We start from the raw sequence: 19,009 nt of genomic DNA, 5'->3' as shown, positions 1-19,009 counted from the left end.
ATATGAGAAAGAGCTGGATTTTGGCGTGTTTCATTAATTTTTTCATTGCTTCGCTGATGGGATTACTGCTTCGTTGGATGTATGTTGCACCGATTTCCGGAGTAAATTTTCAGTTTTTAATGCATGGGCATTCGCATGTTGCGATGTTGGGTTGGGTCTATTTAATGCTTTACTGTTTGATTTTTATTTTTTTTGTTCCAAAAGAAAGCCAACAAAAAAACATTTATAATAGATTGTTCTGGATAACAGAACTCGCCGTAGTAGGCATGATGATAGATTTTCCAGCGCAAGGTTATGCCTTTGCTTCCATTCTCTTTTCGACTTTGCATATTTTTTGCAGTTACTATTTCTGCCACTTGGTTTGGAAAGACGCCAAACCCGCCACTTTTCCCGAAAAAAGGATGCTGAGAACTGCTTTGTTCTTTATGCTATTCTCTACATTGGGCGTTTGGTGCTTGGGTCCTGCAGTAGGAATGTTGGGAAAAGCAAGTGCCTTTTATCAAATTGCGATTCAGTTTTTCCTTCATTTTCAATTTAACGGGTGGTTTTTGTTTGCGGTTTTGGCTTTGTTTTTTAAACAAGCTAAACTAAATTTCGACGAGAAAAAGTTTCGCCTTTTTTATAATTTATTCGTTGTTGGAACGGTATTGACATTGGCTTTGCCTGTGAGTTGGTCGCTTTCAAATCCTGCTTTTTATTGGATAAATGTAGTTGGGGTTGTACTCCAATTCTTTTCGGCAATTCTTTTTATACAGCTTATTCAAACTCAATTTCAAACGTTCTTCGCCCCATTGTCTGCATTGGAAAAAAACGTTTACCGTTTTGCCCTTTTATCATTGGTTTTAAAAATCGCCATTCAATTGGTTGTCTTGGTTCCCGAATTGGCTCAGGTTTCGCATCAGATTCGGAATTTCGTGATTGGATACATCCACTTGACTATGTTGGGAATTATCACTGGTTTCCTTTTTGGATTTGCTTTTCAAAATGGTTTCTTAAATTCTAAAAATGCTATCCAAAAATGGGGTGCAATCCTTTTTTTACTGGGATTTTTGGCTACCGAAATCCTTTTATTTCTTCAGGGTATTTGGCTACTTTTGAATAATAGATCATTCCCGAATTATTATCTTAATTTATTTTTGTCAAGTGTCTTTCTGCCAATGGGACTTTTAATGCTGACTATTGGTATTTTCAGCCATGCAAAAAAAGCATTCAATTTTAAACATATAAGTCATATAAGTTAAAGAAAGTTAGATTGCCAAATTAGGATAAAAAAAGTGACTATAAGTTGAGAACGTTTTTGTATTGCTATCTAACTTTGCTTAAATAATCTGTTTTTTAAACTGATTTTATTCAATTTAAAACTTATATGACTTACATGTTTTTAAATTAATCGATATTTCTAAACTTAAATCATAAATTATATGAGCCATCATTTATTATTAATCATTCATCTTTTGTGTGCGAGTATTTGGGTAGGTGGCCATTTATTGCTCGTCTTTGGCCATTTGCCACAAGCTCTCAGGGAGAAAAATCAAAATATAATCCTCGACTATGAGCGAAAGTATGAACCGGTGGGAATGACAGCTTTGGTTTTGTTAGTTGTCACTGGAATCCTGATGGCTTATAAATATGGCGTAAACATTGAATATTGGTTTCAATTTGCTACGCCCATCGAAAAAGTGGTTTCGACAAAATTACTTTTGCTTTTGCTGACGGTGCTTTTTGCGTTGAGCGCGCAATTCCGAGTACTGCCAAAACTTAAAACCAATCCCGATAAATTGCCTGAAATGACTTTTCATATTGTATCTGTCACTTTGATTGGTGTTTTCATGCTTATTTTTGGCTCTTTTGTACGTTTTGGGGGATTTTGATTTTGGTTTCTCGCAAAATTTTCACTAAATCTATCTCTCGCAAAGACGCTAAGGCGCAAAGAAATTGGATCAGAACTTTGCGCCTTAGCGTCTTTGCGAGAAAAATTAAACTAGTGCTATTTTGCGTGAGGGGTTGCAGTGGAGCTCTTTTTTTATCACGCTTTTTAGCGGGATAAAAAAAAGCGGGAACGTAAAACCCGACCCGCAGGGACACGCCCAAAAAAATGAAAATTTTGATTAAAAACACCTAAACCTTTGCCCTTATTACTATGGGAAATAAAAGTAATTTCTTAAATTTGTAAAAAACCGATTATGTTTTCCAAAACCTGTGAATACGGCATTCGTGCCACGATTTTTATAGCTTCAGAGTCTTATCAGAATAAAAGAGTTGGACTCAAAGACATTGCCAAAAAAATAGATTCTCCTGAAGCTTTTACGGCAAAAATTCTTCAAATATTATCAAAAGACAACATTATAAATTCCATAAAAGGTGTTGGTGGCGGTTTTGAAATTCCTCGAGAGACTATGAGAAATATCAAACTGGCTCAGATAGTAAATGCCTTGGAAGGTGACCGCGTTTTTACCGGCTGTGGCTTGGGACTTACCCATTGCTCGGAAGACCATCCGTGTCCGATGCATGAAAAATTCAAATCCATTCGAAACGAATTGGCTTTTATGCTCGAAAACACGAATCTAGAAGAATTGGCATTGGGAATTAAGACCGGAGATACTTTTTTGCGGTACTAATAAAAAGTAATCTTATATTTACATGATATTTTTTAAGTAACTGAACTTAAACTAATTTATCATGAATAAATCTAAGCAATCCAATTTAAACACTTTTTTAAAAGTAGACTACAAAGAAGACAATAGCATTTGGCTAACCAATAGTTTGACACTTCGGAAGATTATTGGTGTTTTGGGAATGGCGATGCCGTTGCTTTTATATGCATTCTTATACTTTGACAATGGAATGCAGCACCCTCTAGAATCCATTAGCCATTATTACTACACGAGAGTGAGTGGCATTTTTGTAATTATTTTAAGTCTATTGGCCATTTTTCTAATTGTTTACAAAGGCAAAGAACCTGTTGATTTCTATATTTCCCTATTCGCTGGATTTTTTGCGCTTTTGGTAGTTTTATTTCCAACTAATAACATCACGGAAATATGCGGTGACCTTGACAAAAAATATGCTATTACGATTTTACCAAACAGTGATTTCAGAGTTTATTTTCATTACACAGCTGCGGCGTTATTTTTTTTATGCCTGTCCTATATGTCTTTCTTTTTGTTTACAAAGTCAGACAAATCACCGAGCAAAAGAGGGAAAAATAAAATCATCCGAAACCGAATTTACAGAACTTGCGGTGTTTTGATGCTTATGGCTCTAATTACATTGCTTGTAGGTTCTTTAAAAATAATTCCCCCAAGCTATTTTAAAGCATTCCCATTGACCTTTTGGATGGAAACGATAGCAATTGAAAGTTTTGGTTTTGCATGGCTAATTAAAGGAAATACGCTGTTTAAAGATTAAATTACCGTCAAAAGTCCTTACTTTTTTTACAACTATTTAATAAATCCATTATATTTACTTAAAAAAGATTCTGCTTTTATTTTTTTTTACAAAGACTAAAAACGAAAGATAATGTATATCAATTGTAAAAACTGCCATCAAACTTTCAAAGGACATTATTGTAGTAATTGCGGACAAACTGCAGAGACTCATCCTATAAACTTACACTTTTTGTGGCATGATATTCAAAAAGGCCTTCTTCATTTTGACAATGGAATAGCATATACAGCCAAGCAACTGTTCACTAGACCAGGTCACTCGATTCGAGAATTTATAGAAGGAAAAAGAATAAAACATTTCAAACCCATTTCTCTAGTGATGGTATTGGCAACAACCTATTTAGCTTTGATTCACTTGCTTCACATTGATTTAATTGTAAATACAAGTGACTCTGGTTCCAATATTGATGCTAGAAAAATTGGAGAATGGTTACAAGCTCATTTTGCATGGATTACGCTAGCCTTTATACCCATACACACAATCGGCACTATTGTTACTTTTAGAAAACAAGGCTATAATTTTTTTGAATATTTTATCCTCAACACTTACAAGGCAGCACAAAAATTATATATCTCCTTATTATTTATCCCGGTATTCTATTATTACAGCGGAACTCCAGCCATCAATACAATAACCAAAATAATAATTTTTATAGATTTTGTTTTGTATTTTTGGACCAATCAGCAATTTTTCAATCATTTATCAAAAACAAAAACATTCTTCTTGACATTGTTAACCCATTTGATATTTTGGTTTATAGTGATTTTGATCGGCGTCATTGTGTTGCTTATTCTGGACAAAGCATAAACTAAAATCCAAAAAAAAGACTTGAGTTACATCAAGTCTTTTTCATTATCAAACTACTATTATTTAAACTGCTATTGCCACTTGTTCAGGAATACAAAGATCAATCAGTTCCTCTTTATATTGTTTCAATTGATTTTCAATTTTTTCTTTACTTTTCTCAAACCAATTATTGGATGCAATTAATGATTGGTAATATTCAATCCCTTCATTCAAATTACTTTTGAACGCTTTCAGTTTCTTTGCTTGAGGAGCTGTGATTTGCTCTGAAAATTCATTGATTTCATTTTTTAGATAATCCATGTACATTTTCAATTCATTGATAATTACATTCGGACGATCATTATTTCCAAGTACGGAAGCATTTCCATAAATGTGTTTTACCATATCCAAAAGCGAAACTTCTTTGTCAAAATAAGCCAAATTAGGACCTGGACAAATAACAACTCCTTGGGACTGCCCTTTTATTTTAATGTTATTTTCAAGATAAGAAGCATTGGCCAAACCTACACAAAGACACGATTTCTCTGTAATACTGTTTTTCTTTTTATCAAAAGCTTCTTTAGACAATGAATCCTTTACAGCATCCAATTCATCTAATTTTAAATCTTGGTATTTTTTAGATGCGGGACACATTCCTTTTGGGCCATATTCTTTACTCAAAGCCAAGAATTTTTTCGGACAAGAACTTCCTGCCTTTTCTTCCTCAATACGCTTTTGCTTAAAAAACTCATTTGTTGTTCCTTTCACTGCGTTAAACGGAATTCCAAGAGGCGAAATATGGCTCAAATAAAAATCGTCCTCTTTGGCTTTTTCCAATAATGTTCTCGTTGCAGCATCTACAGAAGTAGCTTCGGGAACCAATAAAAAAGGAGAACCCCAACCCACAGAATCCACTTGATAGTGTTCCAATAAAAAGTCATGCTCTTCGGCAGTACCAACACCACCTTGCACCGTAATTTTTAATTCCAATGGTTTTTCAGGTATATGCAATCCTTTTATTTCCAATGCTTTTACCATCAATTCATGAGCAGATTGGATTAATTGCTCTTTCTTTTGTTTGAATTCTTCCAAAATTGGCCCTAACAGATAACCGTCGGTTGCAAAGGCATGTCCTCCACAGTTTAGACCTGATTCTATTCGGTATTCTGAAACCCAAAGTCCTTTTTTGGCCAAGAAGTTTCCTTGAATCATCGCCGAGCGAAAATCGCTAACTTTCAGGATAATTTTCTTTTGTAATTTATTATTTGCATCCGGATAAAAAACAGGGAAGTTTTCAAAATAAGCATACAATCTAGGATTCATCCCTGCAGAAAGCACTACCGAAGATGACAAATTACTATTGGCAAAACCACGAAGTGAAGCATGAGCATCATTAAACTCAACCGGTAATTGTTCGTCTTTAATGAAATTGTCTTTATCGACTTTGGTCATGATATTCACATCAATTTCACCTGCGGAAAGATTCTCTTCAAGGTAATTTTTGATAGTATCTTTAAAAGCAATTCCGTCGTCTATTAAATCTTGCAGTCCTTTCTTAATTTCCGATTTATTCGGTAACATTGAGATATAATTCTCCAAAGCCTGTTTGCTTTCGGCTAATTCTGTTTTGAATTTTTCGAATTTATCTTTTACGATAGTGTCCATCAAATTCAAATAAGAAGTAACACGTTCGGCACGATAATCATGAATCTTTTCTGTGATTTCCTGATAAGGTATTTTGAATTTTTCGCTGTAAAAAGCATTCATCCTTTCAATCAAATCGTCATCTATAATAGAGACTACAGATGAAATCCCATACTGGGCCACACGTATTGGACTGTCAATAGTATAGGCCAACCCCATCACTGGAATATGGAAAGTATGTAGTTGTTTTTTAGTCGCCATAGGTATAAAATTGGTTTATTAAACTTTTATGCAAATATCACCATACTAATTTGCTTAAAAACTGATAAATGTCATACTCACATGAAACATATTGCAATAGATTTGCGGGTTGCAAAAACCACAAAGGCATTTTTTTAACAAAAACATTTTTTTTGAAACTTTTAGAAAGCTTTCAGAAACGTGTAGCTTCAAAGTTTTACCTTATATTTGCATAGAAATTAATCTTCAATTAAAAAAACACCATTAAAGTTTTTAAAAAATGAAAAGTCTTAAAGAACGTATATTGGAATTGAAAAAAGAGAAAAATGCGGTAATCTTAGCGCATTATTATCAAGAATCCGATATTCAAGATGTGGCAGATTATGTAGGAGACAGTTTGGGACTTTCCCAAGAAGCAATGAAAGTAGATGCCGATATTATCCTTTTCGCAGGAGTTCACTTTATGGCAGAAACTGCCAAAATATTAAACCCTACCAAAAAAGTAATTTTGCCTGATTTGAAAGCAGGTTGTTCACTAGCTGAATCATGCCCTGCCCCTTTATTCAAAGAGTTTACAGAAGCACACCCTGACCATATAGTTATAACTTATGTAAACTGTTCAGCCGAAGTAAAAGCATTGACAGACATTGTGGTTACTTCCTCCAATGCCGTTAAAATTGTACAATCCATCCCGTTAGACAAACCCATCATTTTTGCTCCAGATAAAAATTTAGGAAAATATGTAATGGAACAAACGGGTAGAGAAATGCTACTTTGGGACGGTTCTTGTGTGGTTCACGAAGCTTTTTCTTTAGATAAATTAATCGCTTTGTACAAAAAAAATCCAGATGCCCAAATTATTGCACACCCTGAATCTGAAACACATATACTGAAAACGGCCAACTACATTGGTTCTACCGCAGGGATGATCAATTATGTAAAAACCAATCCAAGCAACAAATTTATTGTAGCAACTGAAGCTGGTATTTTGCATAAAATGAAACAGGTGGTTCCTAATAAAATTTTGATTCCAGCACCTTCAAACGAGGATAATACCTGTGCTTGCAGCGAATGTGGATACATGAAAATGAACACCCTTCAAAAAGTATACGATTGCTTGCTAAATGAAACTCCAGAAATTAATGTTCCAGACGACATTAGAGAAAAAGCATTAATCCCTATCGAACGCATGCTCGAATTATCATAAGAATGATTACAACCAATTATTTAATTATAGGTTCCGGTGTTGCAGGTCTGACATTTGCTCTCAAAATGGCCAATCGTTTTCCTGAGAGAACCATCACCATTATTACCAAAGCAAACGCAGACGAGTCTAACACCAAATACGCACAAGGAGGTATCGCTATTGTTACCGATAAAACCGAAGATTCGTATCAAAAACACATTGAGGACACGCTGATTTGTGGCGACGGATTGTGTGACGAAACTGTAGTTAGAATGGTTGTTACTGAAGGTCCGAAACGATTGAAAGAATTGATCGAATGGGGTGCCCAATTTGACAAAAATGCCAAAGGCACTTTTGATTTAGGCAAAGAAGGAGGCCATTCTGAAAACAGAGTGGTGCATCATAAAGACCAAACGGGTCATGAAATCCAACGTGCCATTTTGGAACAAGTAATGCAAAAAGAAAACATTACTGTACTCGATCATCACTTCGCACTGGAATTGATTACACAAGACAATCGATGCATTGGCGCTTATGCCCTTGACGAAAAAACAAACGAGGTAATCACCTATCAATCAGATTTCACTTTACTGGCCACTGGTGGAATTGGACATTTATACGGACACACCACCAACCCAATTATTGCCACAGGAGACGGAATTGCAATGGCGTATCGCGCCAATGCAGCAATCCAAGACATGGAATTTATACAGTTTCACCCAACGGCTTTATTTGACAATACTGCTGGTTCCAAATTTTTAATTTCCGAAGCTGTTCGTGGTTTTGGTGCTCGCTTGAGAACCAAGAAAGGGGATTTATTCATGCATCTTTATGATTCAAGAGGTGATCTAGCCTCTAGAGATATTGTTTCCCAAAGCATTGATTTGGAGCTAAAAAAATCAGGTGATGAATGCGTTTATTTGGATTGTACGCACTTGGATATGGAAGGATTCAAAAACCATTTTCCAATGATTTATAAGCATTGCAAAAAAGTAGGTATCGACCTTGAAACAGAATGGATTCCGGTGGTTCCTGCCCAGCATTATTTGTGTGGTGGAATAGTTGTAGATATCAATGGAAAAACATCTATAGATAATTTATTTGCCTGTGGCGAATGTTCCAGAACAGGTTTACATGGCGCCAACAGACTGGCTTCAAACTCTTTATTGGAAGCCTTGGTATACTCAGATAAAATTTACCATTACTTAGCTGAAAATCCTTTTATCGAACCAAAAATAGCCAACGTACTTCCAAGGTGGTCTATTCCATCTAAAGTAAAAATAGCTCCCGAATACATCGCTCAAACGAAAGCTAAACTGCAATTATTGATGCGTAAAAATGCGGGGATCGTTCGATTTGATTCGGATTTATTGAAAGCCAAAGAAACACTTAAAAACATGCAAAACGAAATTGATGAAAAAATTCAGAATCATCTTGTTTGCACTGATTTATATGAATTGAATAATATGATTGACATCGGGAATCTTATCGTTCAGCAATCTATTGACCGTAATGGCAATTGTGGCGGATTTGTAAAGTATAAATGATCGTATATTGAACCATAAAACATTTTAAAACAAATCACTATGAACTTCCAGTCCATAGTGATTTGCTTAGCAGACTGAAAGGTAGCAAGGTTCTAATGCTTCTTTGTTAGACACTAATAGAACCAATAATTTTATGCAATTTGTGGCAAAAAACATTACCAGAAGTCTCTTAACAGAAATATTGAGGGACTTTTTAGTTTTTTATAAATAAATCAAATACTCTAGTTCTTTTTGATTCACCAATTTTATCAAATTTAAGTAAAACAAAAATGATTACTATTGTTTGAAATAGCAAGCATAATAAAGAGCCCTCAAATCCAAAATCACCACCATTCCAAATAGTAGCAGTATGAAATTTTGTTTCAATAATTGAATAATGCTGAATTCCACTCACACTAAAACCGAAAATTGTTCCCTGAAAAAAATTCCAACTGAAATGCAGTGCAATAGAAAACCATAATTTTCGAGTAATTATATATGGAATCCCTAGCAATATTCCCGCTACAAAAAGCTGAATAAAACTAAAAAAACTCATATGAGGATTCCCCAAATGCAGTATACTAAAAAAAACTGCGGATATTAAAAGTGCCGTTAGATTATTGAATGAAGCCAATAAATTTTTTAAAATATAGCCTCTTACTAACACTTCTTCAGCTATCGCTACAAAAACAAAAAGCAAAAACCCTTGCAGTAAAAAATTCAAATTAAAATCCAACTTTTGAATCTGTATCTGTTTAGTAAAATATAAGATAGAAAAGCCCAAAAGCATAATGGTAAAACCCAAAAAAATACCTTTTATCGTATCTTTCACAATGTGACGCCTTTTAAAACCTAAAGTATAAAATGGCTTTTGATCCATATATTTCATCATTATACCAATCGCAATCATAGTACCCACAAGAGAACCAAAAGCAACTATCATAAATTGAAAAGGAGTCATATGAATATTTTCATAAGAAATATCAAGTCCCAAGTTATAGTATGCAATCCATTGAAATATTCCAACGATAAACAAATAGGGAAATATTAATAATAAAACATTTCGCCAACCTTCATTTTGATTTATATCTTTTTTAACCAAACTCACATCCATTATTATATTGATTTCACTTTTGAAGCTCTTTGTTTTTACTTTGTTTGTTGCAACTCCAGCTTTTTATTATCTACAAAAGCTCTACAACTCACCGTAAAAAATCCAGAAACATTGGCCTTGATGTTTAATTTTTCGCCTTTTGAATTCGTAAGATTTCCAGTCATTCTACTTGGTGTAACAAAATTCAATTGTTCATCTTGTAATTCACCATTAACAAATAGTTTTTCTCCTCCAAACCAACTGTTTGTTATCTTAATTTCAGTATTTTCATATTTTGCAATCCATTCGCTTATCATAAATGTAAATTTAGTTTATCAGAATAATTAGTATTTATTTATAAAAATAACAAATAATATTCTTACATCTAATTTTTGTGATACTTTTTTTATACTTTTTCATTTAACCCCATATTTAGCTTTCAAGCCATAATAAAAGTCAAAATTTAATTTTTATATTTCATTGTTTAAATTATAATGCATTTTAGTACATTAAAAAGTTAATCCTTATTTTTGACCTGCTATAAACTCAACCTAACCATGAAAAAAAACCTTTACATTACTTTATTGTTGTTCACAACATTTTTTTCGGCTTTCGCACAATTAAAAAGTCCTTCAGATTTCATTCCCACTTACGGTAAACAAATCACTTATTACCATCAGGTTGAAAATTATTTTAATTATTTAACTGAAGAATCCAAACTCATCAAAAAGCATAAATATGGTGTAACTGCAGAGCAAAGAGATTTGAATTTATATTATATCTCGACTCCAGAGAATTTAGCCAATTTAGAACAAATCAGAAACAACAATCTCGCCGCTATTGGCATGTCTAATTCTAAAACGCCAACAGTTGAAGACAAAGTGATTGTTTGGATCAGCTTTAATGTACATGGAAATGAATTTGCTGGAACTGAAAGTGCTTTATCTGTTGTTTATGAATTACTAAATCCAACTAATGAAGCCGCCAAAACATGGTTAAAAAATACTATAGTCATTCTGGATCCTTGTATCAATCCAGATGGCTATTCTCGATATGGAAATTGGTTAAGAGAAATTTCAGGAAAAAAAACACATCCTGGCTTGTATGACAGAGAGCATATGGAGGCATGGCCAGGCGGAAGATACAATCATTATATTTTTGATTTAAACAGAGATTGGGCTTGGCAAACACAAGCAGAAACACAGCAGCGCATAGCCATGTATTATCAATGGATGCCACAGGTGCATGCCGATGTTCATGAAATGAGTTATGATTCACCGTACTTCTTTCCGCCCTCAGCCGAACCTTTGCATGAGTTTATAGAGAAATATCAAAAAGACTTTCACACTACATTAGGCAAAAAAATTTCGGCAAAATTTGATAAACAGAATTGGACATACAATACACGTGAACGATTTGATTTATTTTACCCAAGTTATGGAGATACTTACCCTACCTACAATGGTGCTGTTGGAATGACACTAGAGCAAGGCGGAATTGGTGCCGGAAGAGAAATCACGATGGAAAACGGAGTGAATTTAACCATAAAAGACCGTTTCACACATCATGCTACTGCAGTACTTACCATCATAGAAAGTGCTTCAGCTCAAAAAGAAGCATTAATAAAAGGCTTCAGGGATTTTAACAACAATGCACGAAAAAAAGTAAAAGGAAGTTACAAAACCTATGTCATGAAAAACAATCCAAAATTGGATCAAATGGCTGTTTTATTGAAGAAAAACAATATCGAATTTGCTTATGCTGATGCTACAGCTAATGAATCAGGCTTTCATTATCAATCTAAAAAGAATAAAAGTTTCAAAATAGAACCTAACGATTTAATCGTAAAAGTAGATCAGCCTAGAGCTGTTTTGACTCAAGTCCTTTTTGAACCCAACCAAAAATTAAATGACAGTTTATCATATGACATTACAGCTTGGGCATTACCTCTGGCTTATGGCGTAGAAAGTTATGCCGTAAAAAACAGCTTGGATATCAAAACAAAAGCTACACTTGAAGTCAAAGAAAAAAAGATACCAGAGTCGGTTTATGCTTTTCACATTCCGTGGAATAACAGAACCTCTGTCCAAGTCGTTTCTCAATTACATCAAGCGGGTATAAAAGTAAGATCAGCAATGAAGAAAGCTGTTTTTGGGGATATTATTGTTGAACCAGGGGGATTAATAGTCAGTAAAGCCGACAACCCAAAGGTGGTTGATTTTGAGAAAACGGTAAATGAAATTATCAAAATAAAATCCGATTATAATTTTATAGCAACTGGATATTCTAACAATTCAAAAGATTTAGGAGGAGAAAATTTCATTTTGCTTAAAGCTCCAAAAGTATTGCTTTTATCTGGAAAAGGAGTAAGCTCCACTGAGTTTGGTGCCACTTGGTTCTATTTGGATGAAACTATTAGTTATCCTGTAAGTATTGTAGAAACTGCCAATTTTAGCAGAGTCAAATTATACAATTACAACACTTTGATTTTAGCAGATGGCTATTATAATTTATCAGACGAGCAAAAAGAACAAATTGATTCTTGGATTAAAAACGGTGGAAAAGTAATTGCTATCAATGCATCCAATTCGTTATTTGAAGATAGAGAAGGATATGCTTTGAGTCCGTTTGCAAGTACTGAAGATAAAGAAAAATCAGAAAAAGAAGAAAAAGAATTGGAACTTAAAAAACGTTTTCTAGATTTTGAAGGATCTGAGCGAAGAGCCATTTCAGGTTCTATTCCTGGCGCTATTATGGAAAATAAAATAGACAAAACATATCCTATGGCCTTTGGCTTGGGCAATTCTTATTTTAGTCTTAAAACGAATGAAAAATGCTACCCTTTATTAAAAAAAGCAATCAATGTGGCTTACATTCCAAAGGAATATATTAGTTATGGTTTTGTGGGTAATGATATGAAGAAAAAACTAACAGAAACTGTAAGCTTTGCCGTTGACAAAAAAGGAGACGGATCCGTTATTTATATGATTGACAATCCTTTGTTTAGAGGCTTTTGGGAAAACGGAATCTTATTATTCAGTAATGCCTTGTTTTTGGTAAAATAAAAAAGTTTTTTTAAATAAAAAAGGGATCCTGATTTGAACTGGGATCCCTTTTTTTTGCTTCTCAAATCCTTTTCTTATTCTATATCTTCAATATTTAATAAATTTATTTACACTTTGAGTTCGCTGAATGATATCAAAATCAATTATTAATTCATCGAATGCAAACCAACTGTATTCCCTTCAGTATCCATAACAATAGCACAAAATCCATGCTCACCAATTTGAAATTTTTGCTGTAATACCTGCCCTCCGGCACTTTCCACTCTAGATGCCTCAATGGCACAATCTTCACATGCAAAATAAACTAACGTTCCTCCAGTACCTGGCTTCATTTCACTAGTTTTACACAATGCACCACTGCTGTTTATTCCACCCTCAGCCCAAGGAAAACATAACATTTCTAAATCATCCATTTCACCTGGTGCTTGCATAGGAGTCATTTCGATTTGCAATACAGTTTCGTAGAATTTTTGTGCTCTACTCATATCCTCTACATAAATTTCAACCCATGTAAACGGGTTCTTTGATAACGCTGCCATATCTAATAATTTTATAAGTTACTATTTATTACTCTACCCATTTATAGCTATTCACGAACTTGGCAAATTCACCCACCCAATTCATATTTATATCACTATAAATCAGATAAATATAAAAAATTTAAATCACAATAAAAGCATCTTTTGAAAAGAAGTATAATCTAATTCTTCAACGAAATTGGTCTTACTCCCAATTGTTTGGAAACATGTTTAAAATTAAAAATACAGATTAAAACGGTTAAATTATTGACCTTCTTTCAATTTCGATTCCATTTCATCTTTTATTCTTTTACTGACATCAACTTTAGCTCCGCGCAATACATAAATCGAAATTTCGGGTTCTCTGGCAAATTTGTTGATTCTTTTTGCTGCCAAATACACGGTGTCAAATAATGGAATTTCGGTTTTTCTTTCTTTGTCATCGTCGTTATCCTCTTTTACTAAGATGACATCTTTAATTTTCATATCCAAAGGAAGCCAATTGATATAATCGGCATTAAAGGAATGCGCAACCACTTTTTTGTTAGTGGTGTAATAATTGATAGCTCCTGCCTGCCCATAATTATCGCAAAGAATTAAGGTATGCTCCAAATCCGGCAGTGTTCCTGCAACGGAATCCACTTTCACAGCTAATTCTTTCCAACCCAGCATATCTGCAAAATCCTGCGGCAGCAAATGATCTTTACCGTCCTCCCAACGAAGCAAACCAAATTTTTGATACGCTTTAGCATTATTTACAATGTATTCCGGGCTTTTGTTAGGGAAAAAAGCATTGTACATCGGTATAAAAAAAAGTATCGGCAGTATTATTAAAACTGGCTGTAAATACCTTTTCCAACCTTCTTTTAATTGCTCCGCCAAATAAACGGAACCAAAAGAAATGTAAATAGGATAAAGTCCAATGGCATAATAATCTTTGGCTTTTAAATACATAAAAACCGCAAGCGTAAAAATGATGCTCCAGAAAAATAATCTGTATTTCTGGAACGGTTTATATAATAGCAAAGCTATGCATCCGGACACAATGACTATGAAAGAACCAATAAAAAAGAGCACTTGCGATTTTAAAAATTCCAATCGGTCTACATTTACCAACTGTGTTTCGGCTAATTCTTTCATATGATGAATTACTGGAAATCCGTTTGTGTATTGCCATAAAAGATTTGGCGCAATTAACAGCAAGCCCAAAACAAGCGCAACATACAATTTCGGTTGAGTGAAAATTTTACGTTCTTGGGTTAATAAAATGGCAGGAATCAATCCAATAATCAAGAATCCGATATTGTACTTATTGAGAAAACCAAAAGCAAAAATAATCGCCAAAATGAAAAGCCATTTGGTGTTTTTGGAATTGATGTATTTGATTAAGATGAAATAAAAAGTTGTCCAACACAATACGTCAAAAGAGTTGGGTTGGTACAAAGTGTTCAGCCTTAAAAGTGCTGAAAAGAACACACAAGTTGCTCCCAAAACCAAGGCAAACAAACTTCCCTTCAATTCTTCAATTGCTTTCCAAACGACAACAATCGTCAAGGCACCAAACAAAGCAGGAAAAAATTTAATCCAAAAAACCGAATTCCCCAAAAGATAAATAAAATAGGAAACCCAAGAAGTGAATGGCGGTACCGACAAATACCCCCAAGCCAAATGACGGGCTTGGTCAAGGTGCAAATATTCATCCCGCTGTAAGTCGTAGTCGTCAGTTATTAAAGAATATTGCAATACAAATTTCAGTATGATAAAGCCGAGTAGCAGTAATGTTTTTTTGTTCATTTGATGTTACTTAGTTACTTTCAATAATTTCCTTTAATGCAGTCAAAACAGGATTTTCTTCATCGCTTTCTTTTTCTTCCACCGCTCCTGGTCTGTTGTCTTCTTTTATAATTTCGAGTTTTATCATATTTTGCCTTTCCGAAATAATATAACTCATAATGAAATAATTTTCTTCTTTGTCTTCAAGGTCCGGTCTTGGGAAAAACAAACTGTATTTTATGAGTTCGTTTTGAATCACTTCCAATATTTTTCCCCATTGGTCGAATACTTTATTCTCCCACACCACACTAAATCTAATTTCGCTACCCACTTTCCAATCCGTTACAACGTCACTTCCGTATTGCCATTTTTTGACCAATTCCGGTTTGGTAAGAGCGTCCCAAACCTTTTGTTTGGTTGAATTGATTAGTATTGTTGATTTACTTGTTATCATTTTTATTTGATTTAGTTATTCTATATACTGTTGACTATCATTAATTACAACGTAAATATAACGGATTTAACTACAACAAATTAGTTTCTTATTAGATGGATTTGCCTCTCATTTTCAATAAATATCTTGTGAATTGCGTGAGTGATAGAAGCTAGCTACCGAAGTAGCGCGAATAGCCCGACCCCGTTGAGGAAAGGGGCTGAATAAGCAGTACAATAAGCAAACCCCTTTTCTCAACGGGGGCACGCCCAACTGATACTTTAATTTTTTTATAAATTGATGTATTTAGAACCTTGAATAATACCTCTTTTTTCGATTGTGGAGTCGATATAATGCTGTATTTGTGTCTTTTTGAGTCCCCAATTTGGTGCGATGAGCAAATCCCAATCGGAGATTCCGAAGAGGCGCTGAATGACAATGTCGGGGCGCAGGAGCGGGATTAGGTCGCAAAGTAAATCGGTGTATTGTTCCAGAGTGAAGAGCGGGAACGGGTTTCGCTTGTAGTGCACACCCATTATCGAGCCTTCGACGATGTGCAGATGATGGAATTTTACGAATTTTATTTGGGGGAAACGGTTGATTTCATTGATGTAGTTGAGCATCATTTCGCGGGTTTCCCAAGGGAATCCAAAAACGGTGTGGACACACAAATCGATGGGGCTGTCTTTTAACAATTCTACGGCGGTGATGAACTCGGCGTGGGTACAGCCTCGGTTTATTTTTTCTAATGTTTCATCATACATCGATTCCATTCCCATTTCGAGATCGACATCGAAACGGTTGCAATAGCTTTCGAGCAAAGCTATTTTTTCGGCATCAATACAATCTGGACGCGTCCCTACCGAAAATCCAACGACCTCATCGGGATTGAAAGACAAGGCTCGGTCATAAATTGTTTTTAGATAATCGACATGTGCATAAGTATTGGTATTTGGTTGGAAGTAGACAATGAATTGGTCGGCTTTGTATGATTTTTTGGCACGCTCCATTCCCTGAAACAACTGTTCTTCTATCGTTGGTGCTTTTCTGGAAATATCGGGGGTGAAAGAATCGGTATTGCAATAGGTGCAACCTCCGTAACCTTTGAGTCCGTCTCGGTTGGGACAACTGAAATTGCCATCGACTATTACTTTGAAAACTTTTTTTCCGTTGTATTTTTCACGGAGATGGGTGCCGTAATTGTTGTACCCTTTTTTGTTGGATTCTATTTTTGCATTCATCTTGCAAAGGTATTCACTATGATATAGTGCCAACAATGACTTTTATCAGGGATTTTACGAAACAATCTCTCGCAGAGACGCAAAGGCGCAAAATGCTCTATCCCCCAATCTTAATCATACTTCTGTTTTGAGAAAAAAGAAGCGGATTCTGGAATTTAGCATCATCGTCCATTCCGCCGCGCATGGCGTGTTTGGATTTTATGTTTTGAATGATAAGTGGTTCTATTGAATCTCCCGCACGTAATGTGTCGAGCAAAGAGGTTTCGGTATTAGAGAACAAACAGTTTTTTAGTTTACCGTCGGCAGTCAAACGGATTCGGTTACAGGTACTGCAAAACGGATTGGTCACGGAACTTATGACCGAAAAACTGCCTTTGTAAGAAGCAATTTTGTGATTTTTGGCGGTGTCATTCGGTTTGTCTTGGGTGCGCTCTACTTTTTGTTCGGTATAAAAAGCATTCACCTGTGAAAGAATTTCGGCATAACTCACCAATTTTTCTTTATTCCATTGATTGCCATCAAAAGGCATAAACTCAATAAACCGAATCTGAATGTTTCGGTCTTTGGTCATTTCAATGAAATCGATAATTTCATTCTCGTTAAAACCTTTAATAACAACTACATTTAGTTTTACCTTGAAATTATTTGCCTCTAGCAAATCGAGATTTTCAACCAGCTTTTCAAAATAATTTCGACGAGTAATTTGGTTGAATTTATCTTTTTTCAAACTGTCGATACTCACGTTCAAAGTGGTAATTCCGGCTTCCTTGAATGTATCTATGAATTCGTGGACCAAGATTCCGTTGGTTGTCAACGTTAATTCAACTCCTAGTTTCCCTAATTGCTCGATAATAATTTTGGCATCTTTTCGTACCAAAGGCTCTCCACCGGTTAATCGGATTTTATTCACGCCGAGTTTTACGAAAGTCTTGGCAATGGTAATAATCTCGTCTGCAGTCATCAGATGTGCTCTTGGAGTAAGCGCAATCCCCTCGGCTGGCATACAATAGGTGCATCTCAAATTACAGTGTTCTGTAATCGAAATGCGGAGGTAATTATGCGCTCTGCCGTGGTTGTCCTGCATTGGATTGATGTTATTTTCCATGGTTAAAACCATTTAATATTTTGAATAAATGTAATATTGATGGAAAAACGGCGTCCATAGATTCACTGGCTCCCGCTGTGGAACCCGGCAAAGCCATAATCAGCGTATCACCTTTGAAACCTACTACCGATCTGGACAACATTGCATAAGGCGTTCTATCCTGTCCGTAAGAACGAATGGCTTCCTCAATTCCCGGAATACGTCGGTCGAGCATTGGGATAATGGCTTCGGGAGTGACATCGCGATTAGACAAACCTGTTCCTCCAGTGAGGATAATCAGATCTTTATTGGCAGAACACAATTTATTTATAGTCTCTTGAATATCAGCAACCTCATCCGGAATTACCGAATAGTTCGAAACGCTTAGTCCTAATTTTTTAATTTTATCCGAGATTACTTTTCCGGCTCGGTCTTCTTTTTTACCGCTGGAAACACTGTCTGAACAAACGATTACCGCTACCGATAAATCGAGATCTTCTTTGACTCCATAATCGGATTTCCCTCCTTTTTTGTGAAGCAGTTTTATGGTCGAAATTTCGACTTGTTTGTCTATGGGTTTTAGCATATCGTACATTGTCAGAGCAACAATCGAAGCGCCGTGCATTGCTTCGACCTCAACGCCTGTTCTGTAAATTGCTTTGACGGTTACTTTGATTAATACCGAATCTTCGAGCAGTTCATATTCAATTCCGGTGAATTCAATCGGCATAGGATGGCAGTCCGGAATGGAGTTCGAAGTGTTTTTTACGGCAAACAAACCCGCTGTTCGTGCGACTTCTAACACATCGCCTTTTGGAACGGTTTTGTCCAAAATGGCTTGCATCGTTGCAAGTGAGCCTACTTTTACGATTGCTTGTGCTGTAGCCGTGCGCTGTGTAATTATTTTATGGGTGATATCTACCATTCTGTTTTTTATTTTATTGGCCACGGATGACACAGATTCAACGGATTC

Annotated in this window: 17 protein-coding genes; 8 read left to right on the top strand and 9 right to left on the bottom strand. The window is 35.3% G+C overall.

What is annotated here, in order from left to right:
• Positions 1-2: 2 nt before the first annotated feature.
• From B0E44_RS03335 to B0E44_RS03315, 5 genes are all read left to right on the top strand, one after another.
• Positions 3-1,241 (top strand): hypothetical protein, encoded by a 1,239-nt coding sequence (locus tag B0E44_RS03335; RefSeq protein ID WP_077370789.1) that lies wholly within the window; start codon positions 3-5, stop codon positions 1,239-1,241.
• Between the two features lie 180 nt (positions 1,242-1,421).
• The gene (locus B0E44_RS03330; protein WP_077370788.1) at positions 1,422-1,871 is read left to right on the top strand and encodes a CopD family protein; all 450 of its coding nucleotides are present in this window, start codon (positions 1,422-1,424) and stop codon (positions 1,869-1,871) included.
• A gap of 312 nt (positions 1,872-2,183) precedes the next feature.
• Positions 2,184-2,618, top strand: a complete 435-nt coding sequence (locus tag B0E44_RS03325; protein ID WP_077370787.1) for an Rrf2 family transcriptional regulator — start codon at positions 2,184-2,186, stop codon at positions 2,616-2,618.
• A gap of 61 nt (positions 2,619-2,679) precedes the next feature.
• Complete coding sequence (locus B0E44_RS03320; protein ID WP_077370786.1) at positions 2,680-3,408, top strand: hypothetical protein; 729 nt, start codon at positions 2,680-2,682, stop codon at positions 3,406-3,408.
• Between the two features lie 111 nt (positions 3,409-3,519).
• A complete protein-coding gene (locus B0E44_RS03315; RefSeq protein ID WP_077370785.1) occupies positions 3,520-4,254 on the top strand; it encodes a DUF3667 domain-containing protein in 735 nt (244 codons plus the stop codon).
• A gap of 63 nt (positions 4,255-4,317) precedes the next feature.
• On the opposite strand, the gene B0E44_RS03310 is transcribed toward B0E44_RS03315, so the two are convergent.
• Complete coding sequence (locus B0E44_RS03310) at positions 4,318-6,138, bottom strand: hypothetical protein (RefSeq protein ID WP_077370784.1); 1,821 nt, start codon at positions 6,136-6,138, stop codon at positions 4,318-4,320.
• A 259-nt stretch (positions 6,139-6,397) separates the two neighbouring features.
• Between B0E44_RS03310 and nadA the strand changes: the two genes are divergently transcribed.
• Positions 6,398-7,324, top strand: coding sequence for a quinolinate synthase NadA (nadA, locus tag B0E44_RS03305; protein ID WP_077370783.1), 927 nt, complete (start codon positions 6,398-6,400; stop codon positions 7,322-7,324).
• A 2-nt stretch (positions 7,325-7,326) separates the two neighbouring features.
• On the top strand, positions 7,327-8,850 hold the full coding sequence (gene nadB / locus B0E44_RS03300) for an L-aspartate oxidase (RefSeq protein WP_077370782.1): 1,524 nt from the start codon (positions 7,327-7,329) through the stop codon (positions 8,848-8,850).
• A 193-nt stretch (positions 8,851-9,043) separates the two neighbouring features.
• Here nadB and B0E44_RS03295 read toward each other — a convergent pair whose 3' ends face one another.
• Positions 9,044-9,943, bottom strand: coding sequence for a CPBP family intramembrane glutamic endopeptidase (locus B0E44_RS03295; RefSeq protein ID WP_077370781.1), 900 nt, complete (start codon positions 9,941-9,943; stop codon positions 9,044-9,046).
• 35 nt (positions 9,944-9,978) lie between these two features.
• A complete protein-coding gene (locus B0E44_RS03290) occupies positions 9,979-10,239 on the bottom strand; it encodes a hypothetical protein (RefSeq protein WP_077370780.1) in 261 nt (86 codons plus the stop codon).
• 240 nt (positions 10,240-10,479) lie between these two features.
• On the opposite strand from B0E44_RS03290, the gene B0E44_RS03285 reads away from it, so the two are divergent.
• The gene (locus B0E44_RS03285) at positions 10,480-12,987 is read left to right on the top strand and encodes a M14 family zinc carboxypeptidase (RefSeq protein WP_077370779.1); all 2,508 of its coding nucleotides are present in this window, start codon (positions 10,480-10,482) and stop codon (positions 12,985-12,987) included.
• 146 nt (positions 12,988-13,133) lie between these two features.
• On the opposite strand, the gene B0E44_RS03280 is transcribed toward B0E44_RS03285, so the two are convergent.
• From B0E44_RS03280 to moaCB, 6 genes are all read right to left on the bottom strand, one after another.
• Complete coding sequence (locus B0E44_RS03280; protein ID WP_077370778.1) at positions 13,134-13,526, bottom strand: VOC family protein; 393 nt, start codon at positions 13,524-13,526, stop codon at positions 13,134-13,136.
• Between the two features lie 243 nt (positions 13,527-13,769).
• Complete coding sequence (locus tag B0E44_RS03275; RefSeq protein ID WP_077370777.1) at positions 13,770-15,299, bottom strand: glycosyltransferase family 39 protein; 1,530 nt, start codon at positions 15,297-15,299, stop codon at positions 13,770-13,772.
• Between the two features lie 10 nt (positions 15,300-15,309).
• Positions 15,310-15,732 (bottom strand): SRPBCC domain-containing protein, encoded by a 423-nt coding sequence (locus B0E44_RS03270; RefSeq protein WP_077370776.1) that lies wholly within the window; start codon positions 15,730-15,732, stop codon positions 15,310-15,312.
• A 269-nt stretch (positions 15,733-16,001) separates the two neighbouring features.
• Positions 16,002-16,952: a TIGR01212 family radical SAM protein gene (locus B0E44_RS03265; RefSeq protein ID WP_077370775.1), complete on the bottom strand. Its 951-nt coding sequence runs from the start codon at positions 16,950-16,952 to the stop codon at positions 16,002-16,004.
• Positions 16,953-17,049: 97 nt separating this feature from the next.
• Positions 17,050-18,057 carry a GTP 3',8-cyclase MoaA gene (moaA, locus tag B0E44_RS03260; protein ID WP_077370819.1) on the bottom strand — a complete coding sequence of 336 codons (1,008 nt, stop codon included), beginning with the start codon at positions 18,055-18,057 and terminating at the stop codon, positions 17,050-17,052.
• Positions 18,047-18,973 carry a bifunctional molybdenum cofactor biosynthesis protein MoaC/MoaB gene (moaCB, locus tag B0E44_RS03255; RefSeq protein ID WP_256382256.1) on the bottom strand — a complete coding sequence of 309 codons (927 nt, stop codon included), beginning with the start codon at positions 18,971-18,973 and terminating at the stop codon, positions 18,047-18,049. Before moaCB ends, moaA begins: the two co-directional genes overlap by 11 nt.
• Positions 18,974-19,009: the final 36 nt, after the last annotated feature.

Source organism: Flavobacterium sp. A45 (assembly GCF_002001005.1).
Lineage (GTDB): Bacteria > Bacteroidota > Bacteroidia > Flavobacteriales > Flavobacteriaceae > Flavobacterium.
This window is presented reverse-complemented; position numbering and strand designations above follow the sequence as displayed.

Bases quoted from the DNA above. Each gene is read 5' to 3' on its own strand.
- B0E44_RS03335 (WP_077370789.1), top strand. From the start codon at position 3: ATGAGAAAGAGCTGGATTTTGGCGTGTTTCATTAATTTTTTCATTGCT.
- B0E44_RS03330 (WP_077370788.1), top strand. From the start codon at position 1,422: ATGAGCCATCATTTATTATTAATCATTCATCTTTTGTGTGCGAGTATT.
- B0E44_RS03325 (WP_077370787.1), top strand. From the start codon at position 2,184: ATGTTTTCCAAAACCTGTGAATACGGCATTCGTGCCACGATTTTTATA.
- B0E44_RS03320 (WP_077370786.1), top strand. From the start codon at position 2,680: ATGAATAAATCTAAGCAATCCAATTTAAACACTTTTTTAAAAGTAGAC.
- B0E44_RS03315 (WP_077370785.1), top strand. From the start codon at position 3,520: ATGTATATCAATTGTAAAAACTGCCATCAAACTTTCAAAGGACATTAT.
- B0E44_RS03310 (WP_077370784.1), bottom strand. From the start codon at position 6,138: ATGGCGACTAAAAAACAACTACATACTTTCCATATTCCAGTGATGGGG.
- nadA (WP_077370783.1), top strand. From the start codon at position 6,398: ATGAAAAGTCTTAAAGAACGTATATTGGAATTGAAAAAAGAGAAAAAT.
- nadB (WP_077370782.1), top strand. From the start codon at position 7,327: ATGATTACAACCAATTATTTAATTATAGGTTCCGGTGTTGCAGGTCTG.
- B0E44_RS03295 (WP_077370781.1), bottom strand. From the start codon at position 9,943: ATGGATGTGAGTTTGGTTAAAAAAGATATAAATCAAAATGAAGGTTGG.
- B0E44_RS03290 (WP_077370780.1), bottom strand. From the start codon at position 10,239: ATGATAAGCGAATGGATTGCAAAATATGAAAATACTGAAATTAAGATA.
- B0E44_RS03285 (WP_077370779.1), top strand. From the start codon at position 10,480: ATGAAAAAAAACCTTTACATTACTTTATTGTTGTTCACAACATTTTTT.
- B0E44_RS03280 (WP_077370778.1), bottom strand. From the start codon at position 13,526: ATGGCAGCGTTATCAAAGAACCCGTTTACATGGGTTGAAATTTATGTA.
- B0E44_RS03275 (WP_077370777.1), bottom strand. From the start codon at position 15,299: ATGAACAAAAAAACATTACTGCTACTCGGCTTTATCATACTGAAATTT.
- B0E44_RS03270 (WP_077370776.1), bottom strand. From the start codon at position 15,732: ATGATAACAAGTAAATCAACAATACTAATCAATTCAACCAAACAAAAG.
- B0E44_RS03265 (WP_077370775.1), bottom strand. From the start codon at position 16,952: ATGAATGCAAAAATAGAATCCAACAAAAAAGGGTACAACAATTACGGC.
- moaA (WP_077370819.1), bottom strand. From the start codon at position 18,057: ATGGAAAATAACATCAATCCAATGCAGGACAACCACGGCAGAGCGCAT.